This window comes from Pseudomonas sp. PB105 (assembly GCF_009764655.1).
In the GTDB taxonomy this organism is placed as follows: domain Bacteria; phylum Pseudomonadota; class Gammaproteobacteria; order Pseudomonadales; family Pseudomonadaceae; genus Aquipseudomonas; species Aquipseudomonas cyclaminis.
This window is the reverse complement of record NZ_RWIO01000039.1, coordinates 76,451-96,120: the sequence shown is the minus strand read 5'-3', so window position 1 is coordinate 96,120 and position 19,670 is coordinate 76,451. Positions and strand designations below refer to the sequence as shown.

The window sequence follows — 19,670 nt, the reverse complement described above, 5'->3', positions numbered from 1 at the left end:
ATGACGGATCAAAAGCGTGCAGTCATTCTGCTGTCCGGTGGTCTCGACTCCGCCACGTTAGTGGCCATGGTCCGAGCACAAGGCTACAGGTGCTATTCCATGAGTTTCGACTACGGGCAGCGTCACCGCGCTGAGTTGAACGCGGCTGCGCGTGTCGCCCGCGACCTCGGTGTGGTTGAGCACAAGGTGGTTGGCCTGAATCTGGGGGGCATGGGCGGTTCGGCCTTGACTGACAGCACCATCGGCCTGCCAGAGGCGCCCTCGGAAGGCATCCCCGTCACTTACGTACCGGCACGCAATACAGTGTTTCTGTCCCTGGCCCTCGGCTGGGCCGAAGTGCTGAACGCCCGCGACATCTTTATCGGTGTCAATGCGCTGGATTACTCCGGTTACCCGGACTGCCGCCCGGAGTACGTCGAATCGTTCGAGCGCATGGCCAACCTTGCGACCAAGGCCGGTGTGGAAGGGCAGGGGTTTCGTATCCAGGCGCCGCTGCAAAACATGAGCAAGGCCGATATCGTGAAGGCTGGCGTAGGACTTGGCGTCGATTACGCGCTGACTGTTTCCTGCTATCAGGCAGACGAAGGCGGTCGTGCTTGTGGGAAATGCGACGCCTGCCGACTGCGTGCAGAGGGCTTCCAAATGGCCGGAATTACGGACCCAACGCGTTATTTCTGATTTATTTCAAATAAGGTGTTGAATAATCCTTAGAAATCAGTATTATACGCGCCACAACACAGCGGGTCGTTAGCTCAGTTGGTAGAGCAGTTGGCTTTTAACCAATTGGTCGTAGGTTCGAATCCCACACGACCCACCATTTTTGGCGGTTTAGAAAATCCGGAAGGCCCACGCAAGTGAGGATTTCCGGGTTTTTTTTTGCCTGCGTTTTGGGGCTTACCTGCCGGTGCGCAATGCACCCAAGCTATACCAGCATTTGGCAAACCTCCCTGTTGACTCTCCTGTTACGGGCACACCCTATCCTGGCCGCTCGACTTTTCAGGATGAAGTGATGATGAGCAAGCGAGTACTGGTGATTCTGGGGCACCCCTCAACCGACAGTTTCTGTGGGGCATTGACCGACACCTATGTGAAGGCGGCCACAGAGGCCGGGCACGATGTGCGTCTGTTACGCCTGGATGCACTGCGGTTTGATCCAGTGCTGCATGATGGCTACAAACAGGTTCAGTTGCTGGAGCCCGATCTGCTCAAGGCCCAGGCCGATATCACGTGGGCTGAGCACCTGGCGTTTGTCTATCCCATCTGGTGGGGCGGAATTCCGGCCCTGATGAAAGGCTTCTTCGATCGGATATTCCTTCCCGGATTTGCCTTCAAGTATCGCGAAGGCAAAGCCTTTCCCGACAAGCTTTTGAAGGGGCGCACGGCCCACCTGCTGGTCACGATGGATACCCCGCCGTGGTACTACAAGTGGGTCTACTGCATGCCGGGCCTGCATCAGATGCGCAAGACTACCCTGGAGTTCTGCGGCATCAAACCATTGAAGACCCTCACGTTCGGGCCGATCCTCGGTTCCGGCGACTCCCAGCGCGAAGCCTGGCTCAAGCAAGCCCAGGCTATTGCTTGCCGCTGACATAGCCGTTGCACAGCATCGCCTTGCAGCAGGCGATGCCGGCTTTATCCCTGCCAATTACACTGCCTTTTGCCACCTTCGGGTTTCCGACCCCGTAGACATGTGTGAAGATGCGGCGCGCCAAAGTACGCGCCTCTTCTGCGCCATAAAAAAGGACTTTTACATGTATATCGGCAAAGCTGCCCAGTTGTCGGGCACGACAGTCAAGACGATCCGCCACTATGAAGACATTGGTTTGCTGCCGCCGCCGGTGCGCGAAGGGAAGTATCGGGTCTATAGCCAGCAAAGCGTTGAGCTGCTGACGTTTATCAAATGCGCTCAGCAGTTGGGCTTCAAGCTCAAGGAAATGCAGGCGATCCTTCAGGATCACCGGGGCCAGGAGCTGCCGTGGGATTTGGCCAACCAGGCGATTGCGGATAAAAAGCTGGAACTGAAAAACCAGATCGAAGGCTTGCAAAGTATCTACGACGGCCTTGAACAGTTCGAGAGCAGCCTCAAGGACGCCCAGTATCAATGCCAGTTTGAACATCTTTCCAAAACGGCCTGAACGAACGTGCTGCATGACCTCATGAAGCGTTGTGTGCTGTTCGGAAACGCCGGCAACCCCTGGTTACTCAATGGCTATGGCCGGCGTCGTCCGTTCCAGCCTCTAGCTCAAGGCGCCCTCGCGTCCTGGGTGCTCGCGTTCATCAGTGCGCTGCTCGGGCACAATGGCTGCAAAGAACCACGGAGATATCAAGGTCACTAACAGGATGGTCATGACGCCGCTGGAGAAGAGGGCCAGCGCTACCAGTGTTCCCAAGTCAATGACCGGCTTGTAGGCGGAAAACAGCAGGGCAAGGAAGCCCACCGAGAAAATCACCACGTTGACCACTGTCGAACGCCCGACACTGTGCATCGCCGTCAGGATCGCCTCGTCCACGTGGATACCTTGCTGAACCAGCAGCTTGATGCGCGACAGCAGGTGCACCGCGTAATCCACCACACCCACGACCAGGAACGTCACCAGCGTCGTGCCGATATTCAGCTCGATGCCCAACAGGTACATAAAGCCATATACCGTCACCGACGTGGTCAGCAGCGTCAGCATGCCCAGAATGCCCAGCCGGACGGACTTCAGCCAGAACATCATCATCAGCGTGACCACCAGCAACGCGAGCGAGAAGCTCAGGACCTGGCCCTGGGTGATCTCGGCCAATATGCCGGTCCATATTTTTGGCGTACCGGCATGGGTAACCTGCAGATTGGCCGGCTTGTTTACCAGCAGCCAGGCGTCCAGGCGATCGAGCATGGCCTTGTAGTCGCTGGCCACCGAAGAGGTCATGGTGTAGAGCGTCAAGGCCTTGGAGTAGTCGGCATTCAGTACGTTCTGCAAGTCTGAACCACCGCCGTTCTCGAACATCATGATGTGTTGCTCGATAAGCGAGTTACCGTCGACCTCAAAGGTTTCCGCCTGCCCCTCATCGTTGACCGATGTCACCTGCTCCAGGGGCTGTGGGACCCGCAGGTACTCGGGGTTCATATCATTGAGCACCAGGTTCATGCGTTTGACGTAAGCCGCCACCGAATAGGTGTAACTGACGTTTGGCTGAGACTTGAGAAAATGATCGAGCTTGTCGAGGAACTGCACGGTCTCCGTGGTCAACGCCCCACGCGGGGTCTTGGTGTCGAACGCGATCCAGCCGGGGGACGTGCCCGCGATCCGGGAGCGGTTGATGAACTCATCGGACACGCGCACCGGGCTGTCTTTCTTGAAGTATGCGATGCCCGAGTCTTCGATATCGACCATGAAGGTAAACACCGTCATCAGTGCCAACAACGGCAAGCTGACCAGCAGCACCGGTTTGCGCCAGCGGATCAGGCGGGCACAGAAAGCTACCAGGTAGCGCGAGATGATCGACTCTTTGTGCACGGTTTTACGCGGCGGCTGATCTTTGCCCCAGATGGAAATCCACGCCGGAATCAACAGCAGCGAGATGATCAGGGCGGCCGTCAGCCCGATGGACATGAACACCCCGAAGTTTCGGATGCTGACGATGTTGTTGGTGGTGGAGATCATAAAGGTGGCGATGGTGGTCACGGTGGTCAGCACCACCGGCACGACCATGCGGCGCATGGTCTCGCGGTTGGCCTCGCGGTACGTCTTGCCGGCATTGAGTTGCTCATAGTACTCAGCCATAACATGTATCGCGTCGGCGCAGCAGATGGTGAACAAAAATACTGGCAGCACACTGGTGAGCAGGTCGATGGGCACTTTTAACAAGGCCATCAGCCCCAGCGTCCAGATCGTGCAGAAGAGGATATTGAACAGCGGCAGGAACACACCCAGCGGCTTGCGAAAGAAAAACACCAGCATGGAAGTCACAAGCAGGAACACGATAGGAAACAGCAGCGCCAGGTCGTGATCGATGATCTCTTGTTGGGCTGCGATGAAGATCGGCGTCCCGGCAATAAACACTTCATCGGTGAATTGCGGATGTTTGCTCTGATAGTCCGCGACGATCTGGCGTACCTGCTGGTACGCCCGCAGTTGCGCCTGGGCGTCGTCCTGCTTGGTGCCCAGCTCGGCCACCACCACCGCGACTTTCTTGTCAGGGGAGACCACCCCGCCGACCATTTGCTCGTTGCCCATGATCTGCGCTTCGACGACCTGCGGGTCCATGTCCAGGCCGTGCAGGGTCTTGTGAATCCACAGTTCGCCATCGGCGCTCAGGCTGATGTTTTCCAGGTCGGCCATCGAGGCCATTTCCTGGATGGGGTTAATCCGCTCCGCCAGGAACGTCAGAAACTGCTGGTCTCGTTCTGCCCAGCCCTGGTTGCGGGCGTGATCGCGCAGGGCTTTGGCTTGGGCATAGTCGTTTTGGTTAAACCCGCCGCCAAGGATATCGCTGGCCAACAGTTGGGCGCGGCTGTCGTTTTCGTGCTGGCCGACAACACGGCGCAACTCGACTTCATCGTCGGCATTGGCCAGCATCAGCCGTCGAAGGGCCTGGGAGATTTCGAACTGCGCGTTGAGCGACTGCGTGTTAAATACACTGTGCGCATTGCTCTGGGCCACCATGACCGAGTCATAGGTGCCGGTGAACTCGTGCTGCAGGTCGATAATGGTTTTGCGCGCCGGGTGGCTTTCCTTGAGCAAGTAGGGGTTGGTGTCCGACATCAGCGAGCCGAGGGTATAGGTGAAGTAGGCCGTGATCGCCACCAGCACAAATACAATCGTGCGCGCATAGCGCTCAACGAAGTTCAGGTATCTTTCCATAGTTCAATCGGTTCCACGAAAGGCAGGCGCAGTATTCAGCGGGCGGATACGGCAAATTCAGGCAGGTCGCCGGTTTTCAGGCCGCGCTTGATTGCGGTCTGGTTGAACAGCCAATCGTCCAGTTCGACGTTGTACTGCAACTGGTTGAACCGCAGTTGGGAGCGCGTGCCGGCGATGAAGTCTTCGGTTTCGCTGAGGGTGATGCTGTCGATTTGATCGACCGTCTCGACTTTCAGCGTACGCATCTGCTTGAACATCACGCCTTTGACGTCGAAGAAATCCTGGCGCATGACCAGGTTGTTTTGCTTGTCGATCCACACCTTGAGCTGGTTGTAGCCAGTCTTGGCGAGAATCTGCGCAGACACCGGCGTGCGCTCGATGACGTAGCACTCGCGCCCGCCCATGGTCTCCTCGCCCACCAGTGTCTGGCGGTAGTCTTCGGCGCGGATCTTGTCCAAGTCCGCGTAGGAGTAATCGCTGCCCATAAACGCGCCACGCTTATCGGTGGTCGAGATCCGACGGGTCTGTCGGCTGACCGGCAGGTACATCCACTGGCTGTCCTCGGCATTCAGTGCTTCGTGGGGGTTTTCGATGTGGAAGGCGACGTTGCGCACATCGTTGGGCGCCGAGAAGTACATGGTGAACTTGTCACTGTCCGGGTAATCCTTTTGCAGGTAGCTGAACTCCCGCACCCGGCTATTGCCTTGCTTGTCGAGCAGGATCAACGACACCTGCGACATGAAACTCTTGCCGTCATTGCGGTCACGGGCCTGACGAATGATGTCGTCGGCGTTCGGGGCGGCCAATGCCCCCATGCTGGTCAGCATCAGGAGGCTGGCGGTCAAGACCTTGAGGGGCGGCAACATAGAATTTCCTTTTCTTGAAGAGGGTTTTATTGAGATCAGTTCAGGGCTCAGAACAGATAGCCGGCGGACACGCGCAGTTGATCGCGTTGGCGGTACTGGCCAAAAGTGCGGTCTTCCTTGCCAAAAAACACATCCATCTCCAGGCCCAGCTTCAGCCAGTCCACTGGGGTGTAGGTGAAGATGCCTTGCAGCAAAGCGTCGTCTTTGGCAGGCGGTGACATGGCCAGGACCAGGCGGGACTTGAGGCGGTCACGCAGGTGATTGCCCTCGGCGGACAGGGTGAACAACGGCTGGCGTTTGTCCTGCACCATGCCCATTTGCCAGTCCAGTAACTGCTGCTCCTGCCATTGCACGGAAATCAGCCAGTTGCGCAGCAGGTAGTCGACCCCCAGCAATGACTTGACCATCGGGCTCTGGCTGCTGCCGTGGGTGCGGTAGGGGTTGGTGACGTGCCAGCGATCGAAGTAGGCCACCTCGCTGCGCACCACGAAGCTGTGGCCGGCATCGATCGCCAGGCCTGCGCCGCCCATGCTGTAACGTGGGAACTGGCGCTCCAGGAGCACGCGCTGATCGTCGGCGATGCCTTCGACCGCATACACCGGGTCCTGCTGGCGGGCGTTGAGGGCGACAAAACTGGCGTCCACCGAGCCGATCCTGCCGTTGGCGCTCATGCCATAGGAAAAACCTTTCTGCCCGCTGTAGTCCGGCTTCGAATCGATCACGAACAGGTCCGGGTCCGGGACTGCGAACAGCGGTGCGTCGAACTCGCTGCCCTGGGCCGGTGCCTGGTTTTTCAGGAAGTCGGTGATCCACAGGGCTTCCACTTCCCACTCGCCCACGGGCTGGGTCAGGCGCACCATCGGCACGGCGATGCGGCTGTCTTCAAGCAAGGCCGTGACCCCTTCGCGATAGTCGATGGGGTTGACCTGGTCCAGCACCCGCAGCTCGTCGGCGCGGCCCCAGACCACTTGCTGCCAACCTACGGTGACTTCACCGTCGCCCAGGTACTGGCCCCAGTAGAGGTGTCGCCAATCGGCACTGAAGCGGTAGTCATCCCGTGCCTCCTGGCTGTAAGGGTTATGCCCGTCATAGCGCGCGTCGTAGCGCACCCGGCCCTTGGCCTTGTAGTAGCCGCTGTCCCAGTTGTCTTCCAGGTTGGCCTTGAAATACGCCGCCTTCTGGGTGACGGGATCGTCGCCGTGCAGGCGCAAGGCACTGGCCAGTCCTACTTCCGCATCGGCATGGGCGGGCAACAGGTCTGCACCGGCCAGTCGCGGCGCCAGCGATACCAGGCCGAGCAACAGGCTGCGCGTGAACAATGCTGTGCTCATGACTACATCCCCAACCCGGCGCCGCCATCGATCATCAGGCTCTGGGCCGTGACCCCGGAGGCCTCAGGGCTGACCAGGTAACGCACCATGGCGGCGACTTCATCGGCCTGGATAAAACGGCGCAAGGGCAGCTTTTTCTTGGCATTGCGCAGGATCTGCTCCTGGCTGATCCCGGCAATACTGGCTTGCGTTGCCAGCTCGCCCTGCAGCATCGGCGTATCGATCCAGGCTGGCAGAATCGCGTTTACGGTAATTCGGCGCGGCGCCAGGTCCAGTGCCAGAGCCTTGGTCATGCCGATAATGCCGTGCTTGGAGGCACAGTACGCGGTGTTGCGGACCTTGCCGATGCGACCAAGGATCGACGACAAGTTGATGATGCGGCCGCGATCCGCCAGCAGTGGCAGGCACAGCGAGGTGACATAAAAGGTGCCGTTCAGATTGACGGAAATCACCTTGTGCCAGTTGTCCAGGTCCTCTGGTTCATTCTCGTTGCAGACCCCGGCGCTGTTGACCAGTACATCGATAAAACCGAGGCGCGCCGACAGGTCGTTGAATAACCCCTGCACGCTGGCAAGGTCAGCGATATCGACGCCATGGGTCTCGACGCTCGCGGCAAAGGTTGCGGCGCCGACCCAGTCCTGCAGCGATGCCACGTCACGGTCCACCAGGATCAGGCGGTGGGCCGGGTCGTTGGCGAAATGTTCCGCCACTGCCCGGCCGATACCGTTGGCGGCGCCGGTAATCAAAAACGTTCTGGGTGTATTCATGGCATTTTCAGCCCGCCGTTGACCGACAGTACTTCGCCGGTCACATAGGTTGCGCGCTCGGCGAGGTACAGCACGGCTTCGGCAATGTCCCCCGGCACGGCAAAACGCTTGATCAACAGTCGCGACTGCACTTCCTGCTCGTGGGTTTCGAGCAAGGCGGCGGTCATGTCGGTGCTGACGATTCCCGGTGCGACCGCGTTGACGCGGATATTGCGCGGTGCCAACTCAACCGCCAGGGCGCGTGTCAGTGCCTCCACACCGCCCTTGGCGGCGGCGTAGCTGCTTTGCCCTTTGCCAGGCTTTTGCGCAGCCACTGAACTGAGGTTGATGATGCAGCCTTGACGCTGGCGCATCATGCCGGGCACCACCTGCTGGCAGCAGAGCAGAGTGCCGATCAGGTTGGTCTGGATCACCGCGCAGATGGCCTCGGTGGAGAGTGTCGCCAGCAATCCATCGCGCGTGATGCCGGCGTTATTGACCAGCAGGTCGATGCGCTCGAAGCGCTGTTCAACCTGTTCGAAAAACACCTTGATGCTGTGGGCGTCACTGATGTCGCACTGCGCCGTGAAGCATTCGCCACCGAGCTTTTCGACTTCATCACGTACCGCCAGGGCCGCCGCCTCGTCACGCACGTAGTTGAACGCGACCTGGTAGCCGGCCTCGACCAGTGCCAGGACGACCGCTTTGCCGATGCCGCGACTGCCTCCGGTGACTACCGCTGTTTTAGAAGACATGGCCGTTCCTTAGAGTGAGTTGTGGGTCTTGAACTGCGCCAGGCCAAAGCCATGGATCGCCGCCAAGGCACGAATCTGCTGCACTTGCTCGCGGCTGATGTCGCCGTAGGAGTAATGCTGGGTGATCCCCGCCAAGCCCATGAGCACAGACTCGGCCATGCAGGCATACAACTGGCCCTGTTTCAGGTAGGCCCGCACATTCGGCGCCAACCCATCGTCGAATGGCGTCTGCACGATGCCGCCGTGCATGTACAGCACGTCGCTGCGCTGGCTATTGATCGCCTGATCAACGTTCAACGGCACGGCGATGTCACAGATCACGCTGTGTTCGGCAAAATGCCCGGCGTCGAGAAACGGCTGCGCCGCGTTTGCCGCACACAGGACGATGCGCGCCTGCTTGAGGGCATGTAGGTCATCGGTGACGGTAATGAACGCGTTGGCACCCAGTCGCTCCTGCACCAAGCGCGAGACCTGCAACCCCAGCTGTGTGCTGTTGCCGTATTCGCTCAGCAGTGCACGGATACCGTCGATTTTGAGCAGGCGCTGCGCCAGCAGATCCTCGGTGGCCGTGCCCTTGATAATCGAGCGGGCAGCGTCGGCGTAGATCAGTTGAGCGGTTTTTTCCAGGCGGCGTACCGAGCCATCGCGGCCGCTGCCGATCAGGATCAAGTGGTCGACCGTGGCTGACAGCAGCGACGCATAGGTCGACGCCACGTTGCCGGCCGCGCCGACCACGGCCGCCGTCTGCGCCTGCAGCTCCAGCCCCTGTTGCTTGCAGCCTTGCTCGATGGCTTCCAGGCCCATGCCGATGGTCAAGGCGTTGCCGGAGGTCAGCGCCATGTCCGGGATTTTCAGGGCCTGGCAGTTGTTGGTCACGATGGAGGTATACATACCCAGGCCCGCGACGCGGTAGCCATCGGCGCGGGCATCCAGAATGCGATTGCCGACTTCTTTGCGAATCACGTCGAGGTCGCCACTGATGATGTAGTCCGCCATGGCGTTGGAGTCCATGCACAGCGGGTACAACGTGAACTCCACGGCCATGCCCAATTGCGAGCGGATCACCACCGGGCCCACGGGGGCTGCCCGGCGTTCCGGCGCAGTGCGTTGCATGAACACACGTTTTTGCTCGGTGCTCAGTTGGCCCAGGGAAGGGTCGACATCACCGAGGATGTCGGCATCGATCAAATGATTGATAAAGGCCACGCGGGCGACGATGGGGGTGTCCTGCGGGGCATTGGCATGGGCGGTGACCTGGAAGCCGGTGTCGCGGGGCGCCACAGCGGGGATCAAGTCATGACAAATGGTGGCGGCCAGCGGGAATGCATCCCCGCGTTGCAACAAGTCACAGACCTTCTGCAAGGCTTTGATCAGCCCGTCGATCTCGGCGAAGCTGATGCAGGCGGGCGGTTCCAGGCGGATCACATTGGAGTTGCTGCCCGACGGCGCCACGCGCAGGGCTTCGAATTGCAGCAGGTAGCCGGCAATCAGGTAACCCAAGGCATCGTTGTATTGGGCCGACGCCTGTACCAGCGAGCTGTTGGTGCTCTGGTCGTGCAGTTCAATGCCGAGCAACAGCCCGCGACCTCGCACGTCGGCGATCACCCCGGGGTAGGCCGCCTTCAACTCAAGCAGCGAGGCCTTGAGGTATTCGCCCTTGGTGTGCACGTCCTTGAGCATCGCCTGGTCATCGGCGAACAGACGATTGAGCGCCGCCAGGGCGATATGGCAGGAGGCGTCGTCTTCGGCGAAGGTCGAGCTGTGGATATAGCTGAAGTCTTTCTCATAGTGGCTGCTGCGAATCACGGTGGCCGCAATCTTCATCAAGCCACCACCCAGAGCCTTGGACAGGCAGTAGTAGTCGCCTTGCAGATTGAAATGACTGCTGGCCAGGAAGGTGCCGGTACGACCGAAACCGGATTGCACCTCGTCGATGATCAGCGGGCACTGCTGCTCATTGCAAAGGCGGCGCAGGGCTTTATAAAAATCGGCCGCGAACTCGATGATGCCGCCTTCGCCCTGAATAGGCTCCATCAATACGGCGGTGATTGCGCTGAACGCATCACGCTTGACCAGCAGTTGATCGCCGCACCATTGCACGTTCAGCCAATGGCGGGTGTGGCGCGCCGGCAGCTCCTGGAGTTGATGGGGTTGCTGGGGGTCAATGAACTCCACGTTCAGGCCGAAGCGCGCGAACGGCTGGCGATACTGTCGGCCATAGGTCAGTTGTACCGTGTTGACCAACTTGCCGTGAAAACTGCCGCGCAACGCGACGAACACCGGCTCGACGTGCAGCTCGGCGAGGTTGTGCTGACGCACCGCCTCAACCACCTGGCGCACCGTGGCCGTGGTCAGGTGGGCAGGCAGCAGGCCTGCCGGCAAGTCGAGGTCAGTCACATCCACTTCGCGGTAGGCGCGGTCGCTGGAGGTCAGTTGGGCCAGGGTAAAGTCCAGTTCGTCGAACTGGCGCTGCAGGTTTTTCTGGCGGCGAAACTCGGCGTGCTTGACGGCAATTTCTACTGCTTCGGCACCGCTGTTGGAAAAGGTCGAGATGTACGGTTCGTTGTTCTTCAATTCACGATTGAAGGCTTCGCTCAACGCGCGTCCCAGCGTACCGGCCGTGGCTCGGACCGACATCTGGGCGTTAAAAGGCACGTCATTGCGCAGCAGTGTGCAGAGCTGTTCGACAAACTGCGGGTCGTTATGGCCAAACAAGGCCGCGCCGTAGCCCCCGAGGAAATCGGTGACGGTCACTTCGTCACCCTGGCGGTTGCGGTAGAACAATTTGCTGCCCAGTGCCCGTTTGAACTCACACTCAAGCCCCAGGGCCTGAAGCAGATCGACAAACTTGGGGCGAACAAAATCACGGTAATCCATCACAGCCATGTCCTTTAAAAGAGGGAGGGGGGTACACACACGTCAGGCGCTGTTGGCCTGTTCGCTGTACTTCAATTGGTAGCAAGCGCTGAAACCGTTGTCGTCGCGGTTGAGCACCAGGCCATCGTCGAGCCGCGCCGAGCAGGGAGCCCCCAGCACAAACGGCAACTGCGCGGCCACGGGTTGGCTTAATCCGGCAATCGGTGGCACACGCTGGGCGAGCAGGGCGCAGCGGGCCAGGATCAGGTCCGCCAGGCTGGGAGCCGCACTCAGCAGGCCGGTCAGCGGTACGCCACTGGTGATGTGGGCGGCGCCGGTTCGGGCCAGTGTGTGGCTCAACTGTCGGTCTTTGTCGGGCGTGCCGGTGCCGCTGCACACCAGCACGTCGACTTGCTGGTCTGGCAGGTTCAAGTGCTCGATCGCGGCGTCGGCGGTCATTGTCTGCAGGCAGACCTGGGGTTCATCGCCCAGATCCTCGCGACGGCGCAGGACCAGGGCCGCCGCGCCTTCGCCAGCGATACCGCCGGTGCCGTGCGCATCGAAAGCGCGCAGGGTGTCCGAACCGTCGGCGCTGATCGTGCCGGCCTGCACCAGGGCGCTGAGTGCCAGCGCATCGAGTTCGCTGCCCGCACCGACGATGATCGCCACGTCAATTCGTCCGCTCTGCAACGCGGCGCACGCTTCACGCAAGGCCGCCAGGTTGCCGGAGACCCCTTGCATGTAGGCGTTGCATTCACACTCAAGCTTGAGCGCCAGGCTGACCACGCCCAGGAGGATATTGCTCAGGCCCTTGAGCACCAGGAACGGGTCCTGTGCCCGCTCGTGCAAGATACGCCGGGCCAGGTGCTGCATGTCGGCACCTTCGCCCTGGCGGCATTCGTGGAGCAACTCGCCGTAGGACGCCAGTGACGGGTGGGTATAGCCACCCTGGCAGCAATAGAGGCCGTAGGTCAGGCCGTCGGCGCCCGGCGTCAGGTGGGCTTCGGCCAGTGCCTGTCGAACGGCGCTGACGCCCCAGATGACGGCGGGCGTGCAGTAACGTTGCAGATTTTGGGCGAGGTCCTGGCGACTGCGCTGGTGATCGTCATAGTGAATCTGCCCGAAAGCCGTGACCCGTTCACTGTGAAACTGCAAAGAGCGCAAGGGCTTGATCCCGCTGCGCGACTCACAGGCCGCCGACCAGAAGGCGTCCACGCCCCAGCCGCTGGCCAGGACACAGCCGCTGCCGGCAATGGCGATGGGGGGCGGTACGCCGCTCATTGCGCGTGCTCCTGGTATTTGCCCAGCACCAGGCAGGTATTGAGCCCACCGAAGCCGAATGAATTGCTGAGTGCCACATCGACCCGGCGGTTGACGGTCTGATGGGCGCAGTAGTCCAGGTCACAGTCGTCGGCGGCACTGTGCAGGTTGAGGGTCGGGGTAATCCTGTCCTGTTGGCAGGCCAGTGCGGTGACGATGAATTCGGGGGCGCCGGCGGCCGCGATCAAGTGGCCGAATTGGGATTTATTGGCGCTGATCGCCAGCCGTCGATAGTGCTCGTCCTGGGCGAACACCGACTTGATCGCCAGGGTTTCGGCGGCATCGTTGAGCGGGGTGGAGGTGCCGTGGGCGTTGATCAGGTCCACCTGTTGCGGGCGGATGCCGGCGTCGTGCAAGGCGGTCTGCATCGCCAGGGCGGCGCCTCGCCCTTGCGGGTCGGGCGCGGTGACCTTATAGCCGTCCAGGCTGCTGCCGAAACCCAGCACTTCGGCATAGGGCACGGCGCCACGGGCAAGTGCCCGCTCGAGGGTTTCGAGCACCACAAAACCTGCGCCCTCACCGGCAACCAGACCGCTGCGATGGCGATCGAACGGGCGGCAAAGCCCGGTGCCCCAGCGTTGCTCGCTGCTCGCCGCACCCAATAGGTAAAGCGCGGTCATGGTGTCCAGGCTCAGCACCGAATCGGCGCCGCCAGCGATAGCGACGTCGACTTCTCCCCGGCGGATCATCTGGAATGCGTTGCCGATGGCCTGGGAAGCCCCGGCACAGGCGCTGCTGATGTTGATCACCGGGCCTTCGCAACCGATGTCGTCGGCGATCACCCGGGCCAGGCGGTCGTTGCTCTGGCACAACGAGTGGGCGGCATCGACCTGCTCAGCCTTGGCCATCAAGTAGCGCCAGGCCGGAGGGGCATTCGGCTCATCGGCGACGGTCAGCAGCATGTCCTGGATCTTGTGCGCCGGTGCGCCGGAAGCACACAGCACGGCGGCATCCCGCAACTGCGCGGGGCTCAGGCCGCTGTCGCTGATGGCTTGGCTGGCCGCCACCCAACCCAACTGGCTGCGTTTTTCCAGGGGCGTCTGCCAGGCGCGGTGACCTTGCAGGTAGTCCGGTAGTTGGCGGGTGTCCACCGGCGCCGCGTAGCGCACCGGGAAGGTGCCGTCGGCCACGCCTTCGGGCTGCCAGGGGCGGATGCAGTGCTCACCGAGCAGCATCTGCGCCCACATGGTTTGCCATTCGAAACCGAAACCGGTCACGGCACCCAGGCCGGTGATCACAATCCTTGGTGGACTCATGCCTGTTTCTCCATGGCTTCATTGACCAGTAATACGGCGCCCCAATGGCCCGTACGGCTGTGATTGAGCAGCAGCGTGTAGCCATCGTGTTGATCGTGAAAGGCCAGGGCAATTTCAGTCAGCAGGGCGCTGGCGCCCAGGTTGCCGGTCATGGGCTGGCAGCTGTGGAGAATCGCCTGGGTGTCTGTGAGTAGACGCGCCAGGGATGGGGTGTCAGGCGCGGCGACAATATGGGCTACGTCGCGCAAACCCAGTTTTTCTCTGCTTAATGTCTGTTGGATGACCTTGCTCGCCACGGCGTGGGAACGTTCGGGCGAGGCGCTGTAGCCACGGGCGAAGCCGGCGATGCGCAGGGCGCGTGCACCGTTTGCAGGAGGGCAGGCGGTCAGCAACAGCGCTGCGGCGCCTTCGCCGTAAACGTCCGGGGTCGCGAGAGGAGGGCGTTCGGTGGTGTCGCGCAGGTACAGGGCCGGCGAGAGATTCGGGCTACTGCTGACCACGACCCCTGCATCGGCACGCCCCTCGGCGATATGTTCGAAGGCCTCGATCAGCGCGTCGACCCCGGCATTACTCTGTGAGCAGAAACCGCCCATCGGACCATGGCAGTGCAACGCTTCGGCGACATAGGCCATGACACTGCTGTTGAGCATCATCAATGCATGCAGCGGCGGGGTATAGGCAAACAGTTGCGTGAGCAGCGCATCCGGTTGCTCGGCGATGGCCTGCACGGCCTCCCAGCAGGAACTGGGGCCGTCCACTTCCGGGATGGCAGCCATCAGCGCCACCCGCTCGCCAGGCAGCTGCAAGTCCTTCAACGGGCCGGCAATCTGCCCGGCGCAGTACAGCAGCCGAGCGCCCTGAGGTTCGACACTGCGTTGAATCTTGCGGTCGAACACCGTGGTCGGCAAGCGCGGTACGCTCACGGGGTACGCCAGCTGGTCCGGGGCAAAATCCAGCGGTTGTGCCGCCTGCACCGGGCCGTGCAAGTCGGTGCACTCAGTGCCGGCGTGGTTGAACACCGAAGCGGCGATCAGGTAGACGGGTTTTGCTTGAAGGCTGTTCATCTCATGCTTTTCCCAAAACCAGCGAACTGTTGACGCCACCGAAACCGAACGAATTGGACAGCACCACATCGATGGGCTGGCGCTGCGTTTCGGTCAGGAAATTCAACTCAGGGAACTCGGCGTTTGCCGGGTCATAGTTAAGGGTGGGTAGCAGCACGCCCTGTTGCAGGCTCATCAGTGACAGCACCGTCTCGATCGCGCCGCTGGCCGCAAGGGAGTGGCCGATCGCCGATTTGTTGGCTGTGAAGGTCATCGTGCTTACGCCGGTGCCGAATACCTGCGCAATCGCCAGGGCTTCACTGCGGTCATTAGCCTGGGTCGACGTGCCATGGGTATTGACGTGATCGACCGCGTCGCAGCCCAGGCCTGCATGGGCGAGTGCTGCCTTCATGCAATGGGCGTAATGGCTGCCATCGCGGCTGCTGGAGGTGATCTTCTGCGCTTCGCAATAGTTGGCGTAACCCAGGACACGGCCGATTGGCGTGGCCTTGCGGCGCTCGGCATGTTCCCTGGACTCCAGCACGATCATCGCCGCACCTTCGCTGAGGACGAACCCGCAACGGTCGTTCATGAACGGGCGGCTCTGTTGTTCGGGCGCGAGGTCGGCACGTTGGCAAATAGCGCCCAGGCCGTCGAAGCTGTAATACGACAGTTCATGGGCCATCAACTCGACGGCGCCACATAGGGCCAGGTCGATGTCACCGCGCTCAATGGCGCGAAACGCGGCGCCGATTGCCATGGTGCCGGCCGCGCAGGCATCGGAGTGGGTGCTGATATGGTCGCGAATGCCGAGCAGGCGGGCGATGTGCACCGTCTGCTGGTCGATCCGACGAGCGAATGGGCCGCCCACCAGGGTGTGGTTGTCCAGGTAGCGATCCAGGTCGACGCTGCCGACGTCGTCCATATAACGGCTGGCCTCTTGCAGGTCACGGCTTACACAATGCTTGTTGGCGCCGAGGAACACGCCGCTGGGCACGCGGGCGAAGTCGGCGCGAACCAGGCCTGCCTGCTGCAGCGCCTGCCTGGCCACGAACTCGGCGAGCAGGCTCTGGCGCGGCAGGGTTGTGTCACCCGTCGCCACTTGTGCGCTGATGGCTTGCCATTGAACGGGGTCAATGTAACCCGCGGCGCTCGCCGCAAAACCCAACTCGGCAAACACCGGGTGTTGGCGAATGCACGAACGCTTTGCGCCGATCTGCGCAAACAGCGTTGCAGCGTCCAGTGCCGTGGGCGCTACCAACCCATAGCCCGTGACTAAAACCTCTCGCGGCCCCATGAAGAAACTCCTAGACCGCTTCCGGCAAGCGGGACGCGGCAAACTGCTCAACCAGATGGCGAGAAATGTCGTCGCCTTCCATCGGCGTCAAGCGCGCGCTGCAACCGCCGCATACCACCTGGCGACGCTCATTCAGACGCGCCTGGTCGGCATTGCATTCAGGGCAGGTCGCGGGCAGGTGGTCGAACATCCGGTAGCATTGCACGGCCCAGTTACGCACCGTCGTGGCCGCGAACACGTCCGCCGGCTGCATGCCGGCGCGCAGTTGCCCGGGTGCAAATGCGCTCAGGCTCTGCTCCAGGAGCGCTACCCCAGCTTGGGTGATACGGCCTTTTTCGACCAGTTCGCTGACGTCGCCAAACACGGCTACCGCATGGTCCAGCACGCTGGTTTTAGGCAGCGTGCAGCCATAGTTACGGCCAAGCTGAAAACTCAGGTCGACGATATCCAGGGAGTCGGCATTCAGATCCTCCACGATGCTGCTGTGCTCATCGACCTCTGCGAGGTCCATCACCAATAGCTGCGCGAGGATTTCGCGGGTGGTGGTGATGACGCTGTCCAAGTCCAGTGGATTGTTCAAAGGTTATTTCCCTATAACGCATAAATGAAGGGTATGAGCATTGGCCCTGACGGGGATTTGCTTGAGGTGATTTTTGACGGCGGGTAGCGTAAACCCTCCTGCCAGGGGGAGAGTCAATGTGCTACTACTGTTTTTATCGCTTGCCCTGTGCCGGGCTGGTTGGATTTAATCAAGGCAGTTCAACTCAAGACAGGGATCGTCATGACTACGCTTTCGCCTATCAGCTCCGTCAATACATTGGTTATCCGGCCTGCTGAACCTTCCACCGTCGGTCTTGCGCAGACCACCTCTACCGCCGTTGTACGACCCTCTTCGGTCGTCAGCCTGGGCAATGTGACGTCTGATATGCTTGCCGACACCTACTTCAGCCAGAGCGACGGCCTGGGCGTGCAGGCAACGGTGGAAGGGGGCAGCCTGACCGACGACGAACTCAAGGCGGTCGGCCAATTGGGCAGCGCCTTCCAATCAGCGATCGATGGCTTTACCGCAACGCCGCCTAAAATTGATCTGGGTAACCTGACCAGGTTTGACCCCAGGGTACTGGCCTCGGTTGATCTCAACGCTAAAGTGAAGACGCTGGACGGTCAGAACCAGACCTTGGCCTTCCACGCCGACGCCCAGCGCCGCACCACGCGCATGAGTGGTCCGGACGGCGAAGTGAACGTGGCGGTAGACCTGAAAAACGCTGCGATCCTGGGCAATACCCAGCAGCAGGCCAAGGCCCTGAAAAGCTACCTGGCCCAGTTTGACCGGGCGCAGGAGCGTGGCAATGCCAAGGCGGACCTGATGACGATGTTCAAGGACGCGTTCAGCGCCATGAACAGCAACTACCCACAAGGTATAAGCCTTCCTGACGCGCTGACCCGTAACCCGACTGACCAAGGCCTGCTGACCGGCCTGGCGGACTTCAAGGCCTCTCTCAAGCAAGCCAGCGAATCCTCCAACCCGATACGCCCCTCTGAAATCGACAGATTTGCCTACAGCGTGTCGCAGAAGACCCGTGTCAGCGGCAGCAGCGCACTGGACCGCAGCGTGACTCAGGACCAGCAATCGAGCCTTTCGGCCAGTTATCACAAGGGCCTTGATGGCAGTAAAAATCCGGGGCTGACTCGCGATGAAAACTCGCAAAACTACCTTTATGTGCAGGTTGAGGACAACGCGAGCAGTTCGGCCAACCTCGCCTATAAGGATGGCCTGCTGACCAACGCCTCTGTTTCGCAAGAGGCCAGCCAGTCCACTCGCACGCAGAAATACGTGTTGGGCAAGTTGGTCGACGAGACCTTTGTGCCCAAGCAAGCTTCGGTCCAGCGCGACTATTTGGTGCTGCTGGAGTACGCGGCGACGCAAAGCAAGAAGTCCAAGGACGCGCTGCAAGAGTCGACCTTGAAGGACGCCCTGGCGAACATGCATGAATCGGTGATGTTGCAAGAAGATCCCTCTGCACTGATACGCTGACGGCCGTCGTAAAAAACGGGAAACCCCACTGTCGGGGTTTCCCGTTTTTTTGCCCGACGGACGCACTCGCGAATGCCAGATTAGGCTTTTGAAACCATTGGATATTCTGTAGCCTTGCGCAGCTTCACCTTTACCCGTGCTTGATGAACACAATCACTTCGTCCGGCGGCGCCCGAAGGGCTCCAGAGCCGGTGGTACACTCGACTTTCGCGCTACTGCGCCTGCAGGTCTTGCGAACATGACGCAGATATCTGAACGCCTACTGGTTCAAGCCCACCTCGACGCCAAGCAGCCCAAGGCCCTCAGCGCCGATGAAGAGGCGAGCCTGCGTGCCGCCATCGCCGCCGAGCTGAAAGCTCAGGACGCGGTGCTGGTTGCCCACTTCTATTGCGATCCGGTGATCCAGGCCCTGGCCGAAGAAACCGGTGGCTGTGTCTCCGACTCCCTGGAAATGGCCCGCTTCGGCGCCGCCCACCCGGCCAAGACCGTACTGGTCGCCGGTGTACGTTTCATGGGCGAGACCGCCAAGATCCTCACCCCCGAAAAACGCATCCTCATGCCCACCCTGGAAGCCACCTGCTCCCTGGACCTGGGTTGCCCGGTGGATGAGTTTTCGGCCTTCTGCGACCAGCATCCCGAACGCACCGTGGTGGTGTACGCCAACACGTCGGCGGCGGTCAAAGCCCGGGCCGATTGGGTGGTGACCTCCAGCTGCGCGCTGGAAATCGTCGAAAGCCTGATGGACAACGGCGAGACCATCATCTGGGGCCCGGACAAGCATCTGGGCACTTACATCCAGCGCCAGACCGGTGCCGACATGCTGCTGTGGGACGGTGCGTGCATCGTCCACGAAGAGTTCAAGTCCAAGCAACTGGAAGACATGAAGGCGTTGTACCCGGATGCTGCGATCCTGGTGCACCCGGAATCGCCGACAGCGGTGATCGAACTGGCGGATGCCGTGGGCTCTACCAGCCAACTGATCGCTGCAGCGCAACGCTTGCCCAACAAGACCTTTATCGTCGCCACCGACCGCGGCATCTTCTACAAGATGCAGCAGCTGTGCCCGGACAAGGTCTTCGTCGAAGCGCCTACGGCCGGTAACGGCGCCGCGTGCCGCAGTTGCGCGCACTGCCCGTGGATGGCGATGAACACGCTGGAACGCACGTTGCAGTGCCTGCGAGAGGGGAGCAACGAGATCTTCGTCGAGCCTTCGGTGATTCCTCATGCCGTGCGGCCACTCAAGCGCATGCTGGACTTTACCCACGCCGCGCGCCTGAAGCTGGCCGGCAACGCCTGAGCCAGCTGTGAATACAGTCCA

Annotated in this window: 16 protein-coding genes and 1 tRNA gene; 6 read left to right on the top strand and 11 right to left on the bottom strand. The window is 60.9% G+C overall.

Annotated features, from left to right (window positions below; all coding sequences use genetic code 11):
• From queC to EJD88_RS09335, 4 genes are all read left to right on the top strand, one after another.
• Positions 1 to 678, top strand: coding sequence for a 7-cyano-7-deazaguanine synthase QueC (gene queC / locus EJD88_RS09350; protein ID WP_158877828.1), 678 nt, complete (start codon positions 1 to 3; stop codon positions 676 to 678).
• 63 nt (positions 679 to 741) lie between these two features.
• Positions 742 to 817, top strand: a tRNA-Lys gene (locus EJD88_RS09345).
• A 192-nt stretch (positions 818 to 1,009) separates the two neighbouring features.
• Positions 1,010 to 1,588: an NAD(P)H-dependent oxidoreductase gene (locus EJD88_RS09340; RefSeq protein WP_065925899.1), complete on the top strand. Its 579-nt coding sequence runs from the start codon at positions 1,010 to 1,012 to the stop codon at positions 1,586 to 1,588.
• Between the two features lie 163 nt (positions 1,589 to 1,751).
• A complete protein-coding gene (locus tag EJD88_RS09335) occupies positions 1,752 to 2,135 on the top strand; it encodes a MerR family transcriptional regulator (RefSeq protein WP_074847541.1) in 384 nt (127 codons plus the stop codon).
• A 102-nt stretch (positions 2,136 to 2,237) separates the two neighbouring features.
• On the opposite strand, the gene EJD88_RS09330 is transcribed toward EJD88_RS09335, so the two are convergent.
• The 11 genes from EJD88_RS09330 to EJD88_RS09280 are packed head-to-tail and all read right to left on the bottom strand — an operon-like array spanning position 2,238 to position 16,897.
• Entirely contained in the window at positions 2,238 to 4,847 is a 2,610-nt protein-coding gene (locus EJD88_RS09330) for an RND family transporter (RefSeq protein ID WP_158877827.1), read from the bottom strand.
• A 35-nt stretch (positions 4,848 to 4,882) separates the two neighbouring features.
• The gene (locus EJD88_RS09325; protein ID WP_158877826.1) at positions 4,883 to 5,713 is read right to left on the bottom strand and encodes an outer membrane lipoprotein-sorting protein; all 831 of its coding nucleotides are present in this window, start codon (positions 5,711 to 5,713) and stop codon (positions 4,883 to 4,885) included.
• 47 nt (positions 5,714 to 5,760) lie between these two features.
• Positions 5,761 to 7,044: a DUF1302 family protein gene (locus EJD88_RS09320; RefSeq protein WP_158877825.1), complete on the bottom strand. Its 1,284-nt coding sequence runs from the start codon at positions 7,042 to 7,044 to the stop codon at positions 5,761 to 5,763.
• Between the two features lie 2 nt (positions 7,045 to 7,046).
• Positions 7,047 to 7,811, bottom strand: a complete 765-nt coding sequence (locus EJD88_RS09315) for an SDR family NAD(P)-dependent oxidoreductase (protein WP_074847537.1) — start codon at positions 7,809 to 7,811, stop codon at positions 7,047 to 7,049.
• On the bottom strand, positions 7,808 to 8,545 hold the full coding sequence (locus tag EJD88_RS09310; protein ID WP_099585493.1) for a 3-oxoacyl-ACP reductase family protein: 738 nt from the start codon (positions 8,543 to 8,545) through the stop codon (positions 7,808 to 7,810). Before EJD88_RS09310 ends, EJD88_RS09315 begins: the two co-directional genes overlap by 4 nt.
• Before the next feature lie 9 nt (positions 8,546 to 8,554).
• A complete protein-coding gene (locus EJD88_RS09305) occupies positions 8,555 to 11,422 on the bottom strand; it encodes an aminotransferase class III-fold pyridoxal phosphate-dependent enzyme (protein ID WP_158877824.1) in 2,868 nt (955 codons plus the stop codon).
• 42 nt (positions 11,423 to 11,464) lie between these two features.
• Positions 11,465 to 12,682, bottom strand: a complete 1,218-nt coding sequence (locus EJD88_RS09300; RefSeq protein ID WP_158877823.1) for a beta-ketoacyl synthase N-terminal-like domain-containing protein — start codon at positions 12,680 to 12,682, stop codon at positions 11,465 to 11,467.
• The gene (locus EJD88_RS09295) at positions 12,679 to 13,977 is read right to left on the bottom strand and encodes a beta-ketoacyl synthase (protein WP_099585490.1); all 1,299 of its coding nucleotides are present in this window, start codon (positions 13,975 to 13,977) and stop codon (positions 12,679 to 12,681) included. Before EJD88_RS09295 ends, EJD88_RS09300 begins: the two co-directional genes overlap by 4 nt.
• Positions 13,974 to 15,041 carry a beta-ketoacyl synthase gene (locus EJD88_RS09290; RefSeq protein WP_256595392.1) on the bottom strand — a complete coding sequence of 356 codons (1,068 nt, stop codon included), beginning with the start codon at positions 15,039 to 15,041 and terminating at the stop codon, positions 13,974 to 13,976. Before EJD88_RS09290 ends, EJD88_RS09295 begins: the two co-directional genes overlap by 4 nt.
• A 1-nt stretch (position 15,042) precedes the next feature.
• Complete coding sequence (locus tag EJD88_RS09285; RefSeq protein ID WP_158877822.1) at positions 15,043 to 16,317, bottom strand: beta-ketoacyl-[acyl-carrier-protein] synthase family protein; 1,275 nt, start codon at positions 16,315 to 16,317, stop codon at positions 15,043 to 15,045.
• Positions 16,318 to 16,327: 10 nt separating this feature from the next.
• Complete coding sequence (locus EJD88_RS09280) at positions 16,328 to 16,897, bottom strand: acyl carrier protein (protein ID WP_074847530.1); 570 nt, start codon at positions 16,895 to 16,897, stop codon at positions 16,328 to 16,330.
• 201 nt (positions 16,898 to 17,098) lie between these two features.
• Here EJD88_RS09280 and EJD88_RS09275 point away from each other — a divergent pair, with 201 nt between their 5' ends.
• Entirely contained in the window at positions 17,099 to 18,352 is a 1,254-nt protein-coding gene (locus EJD88_RS09275; RefSeq protein WP_158877821.1) for a lactate dehydrogenase, read from the top strand.
• 238 nt (positions 18,353 to 18,590) lie between these two features.
• Entirely contained in the window at positions 18,591 to 19,649 is a 1,059-nt protein-coding gene (gene nadA, locus EJD88_RS09270) for a quinolinate synthase NadA (protein ID WP_099585486.1), read from the top strand.
• The last annotated feature ends 21 nt before the right edge of the window (positions 19,650 to 19,670 follow it).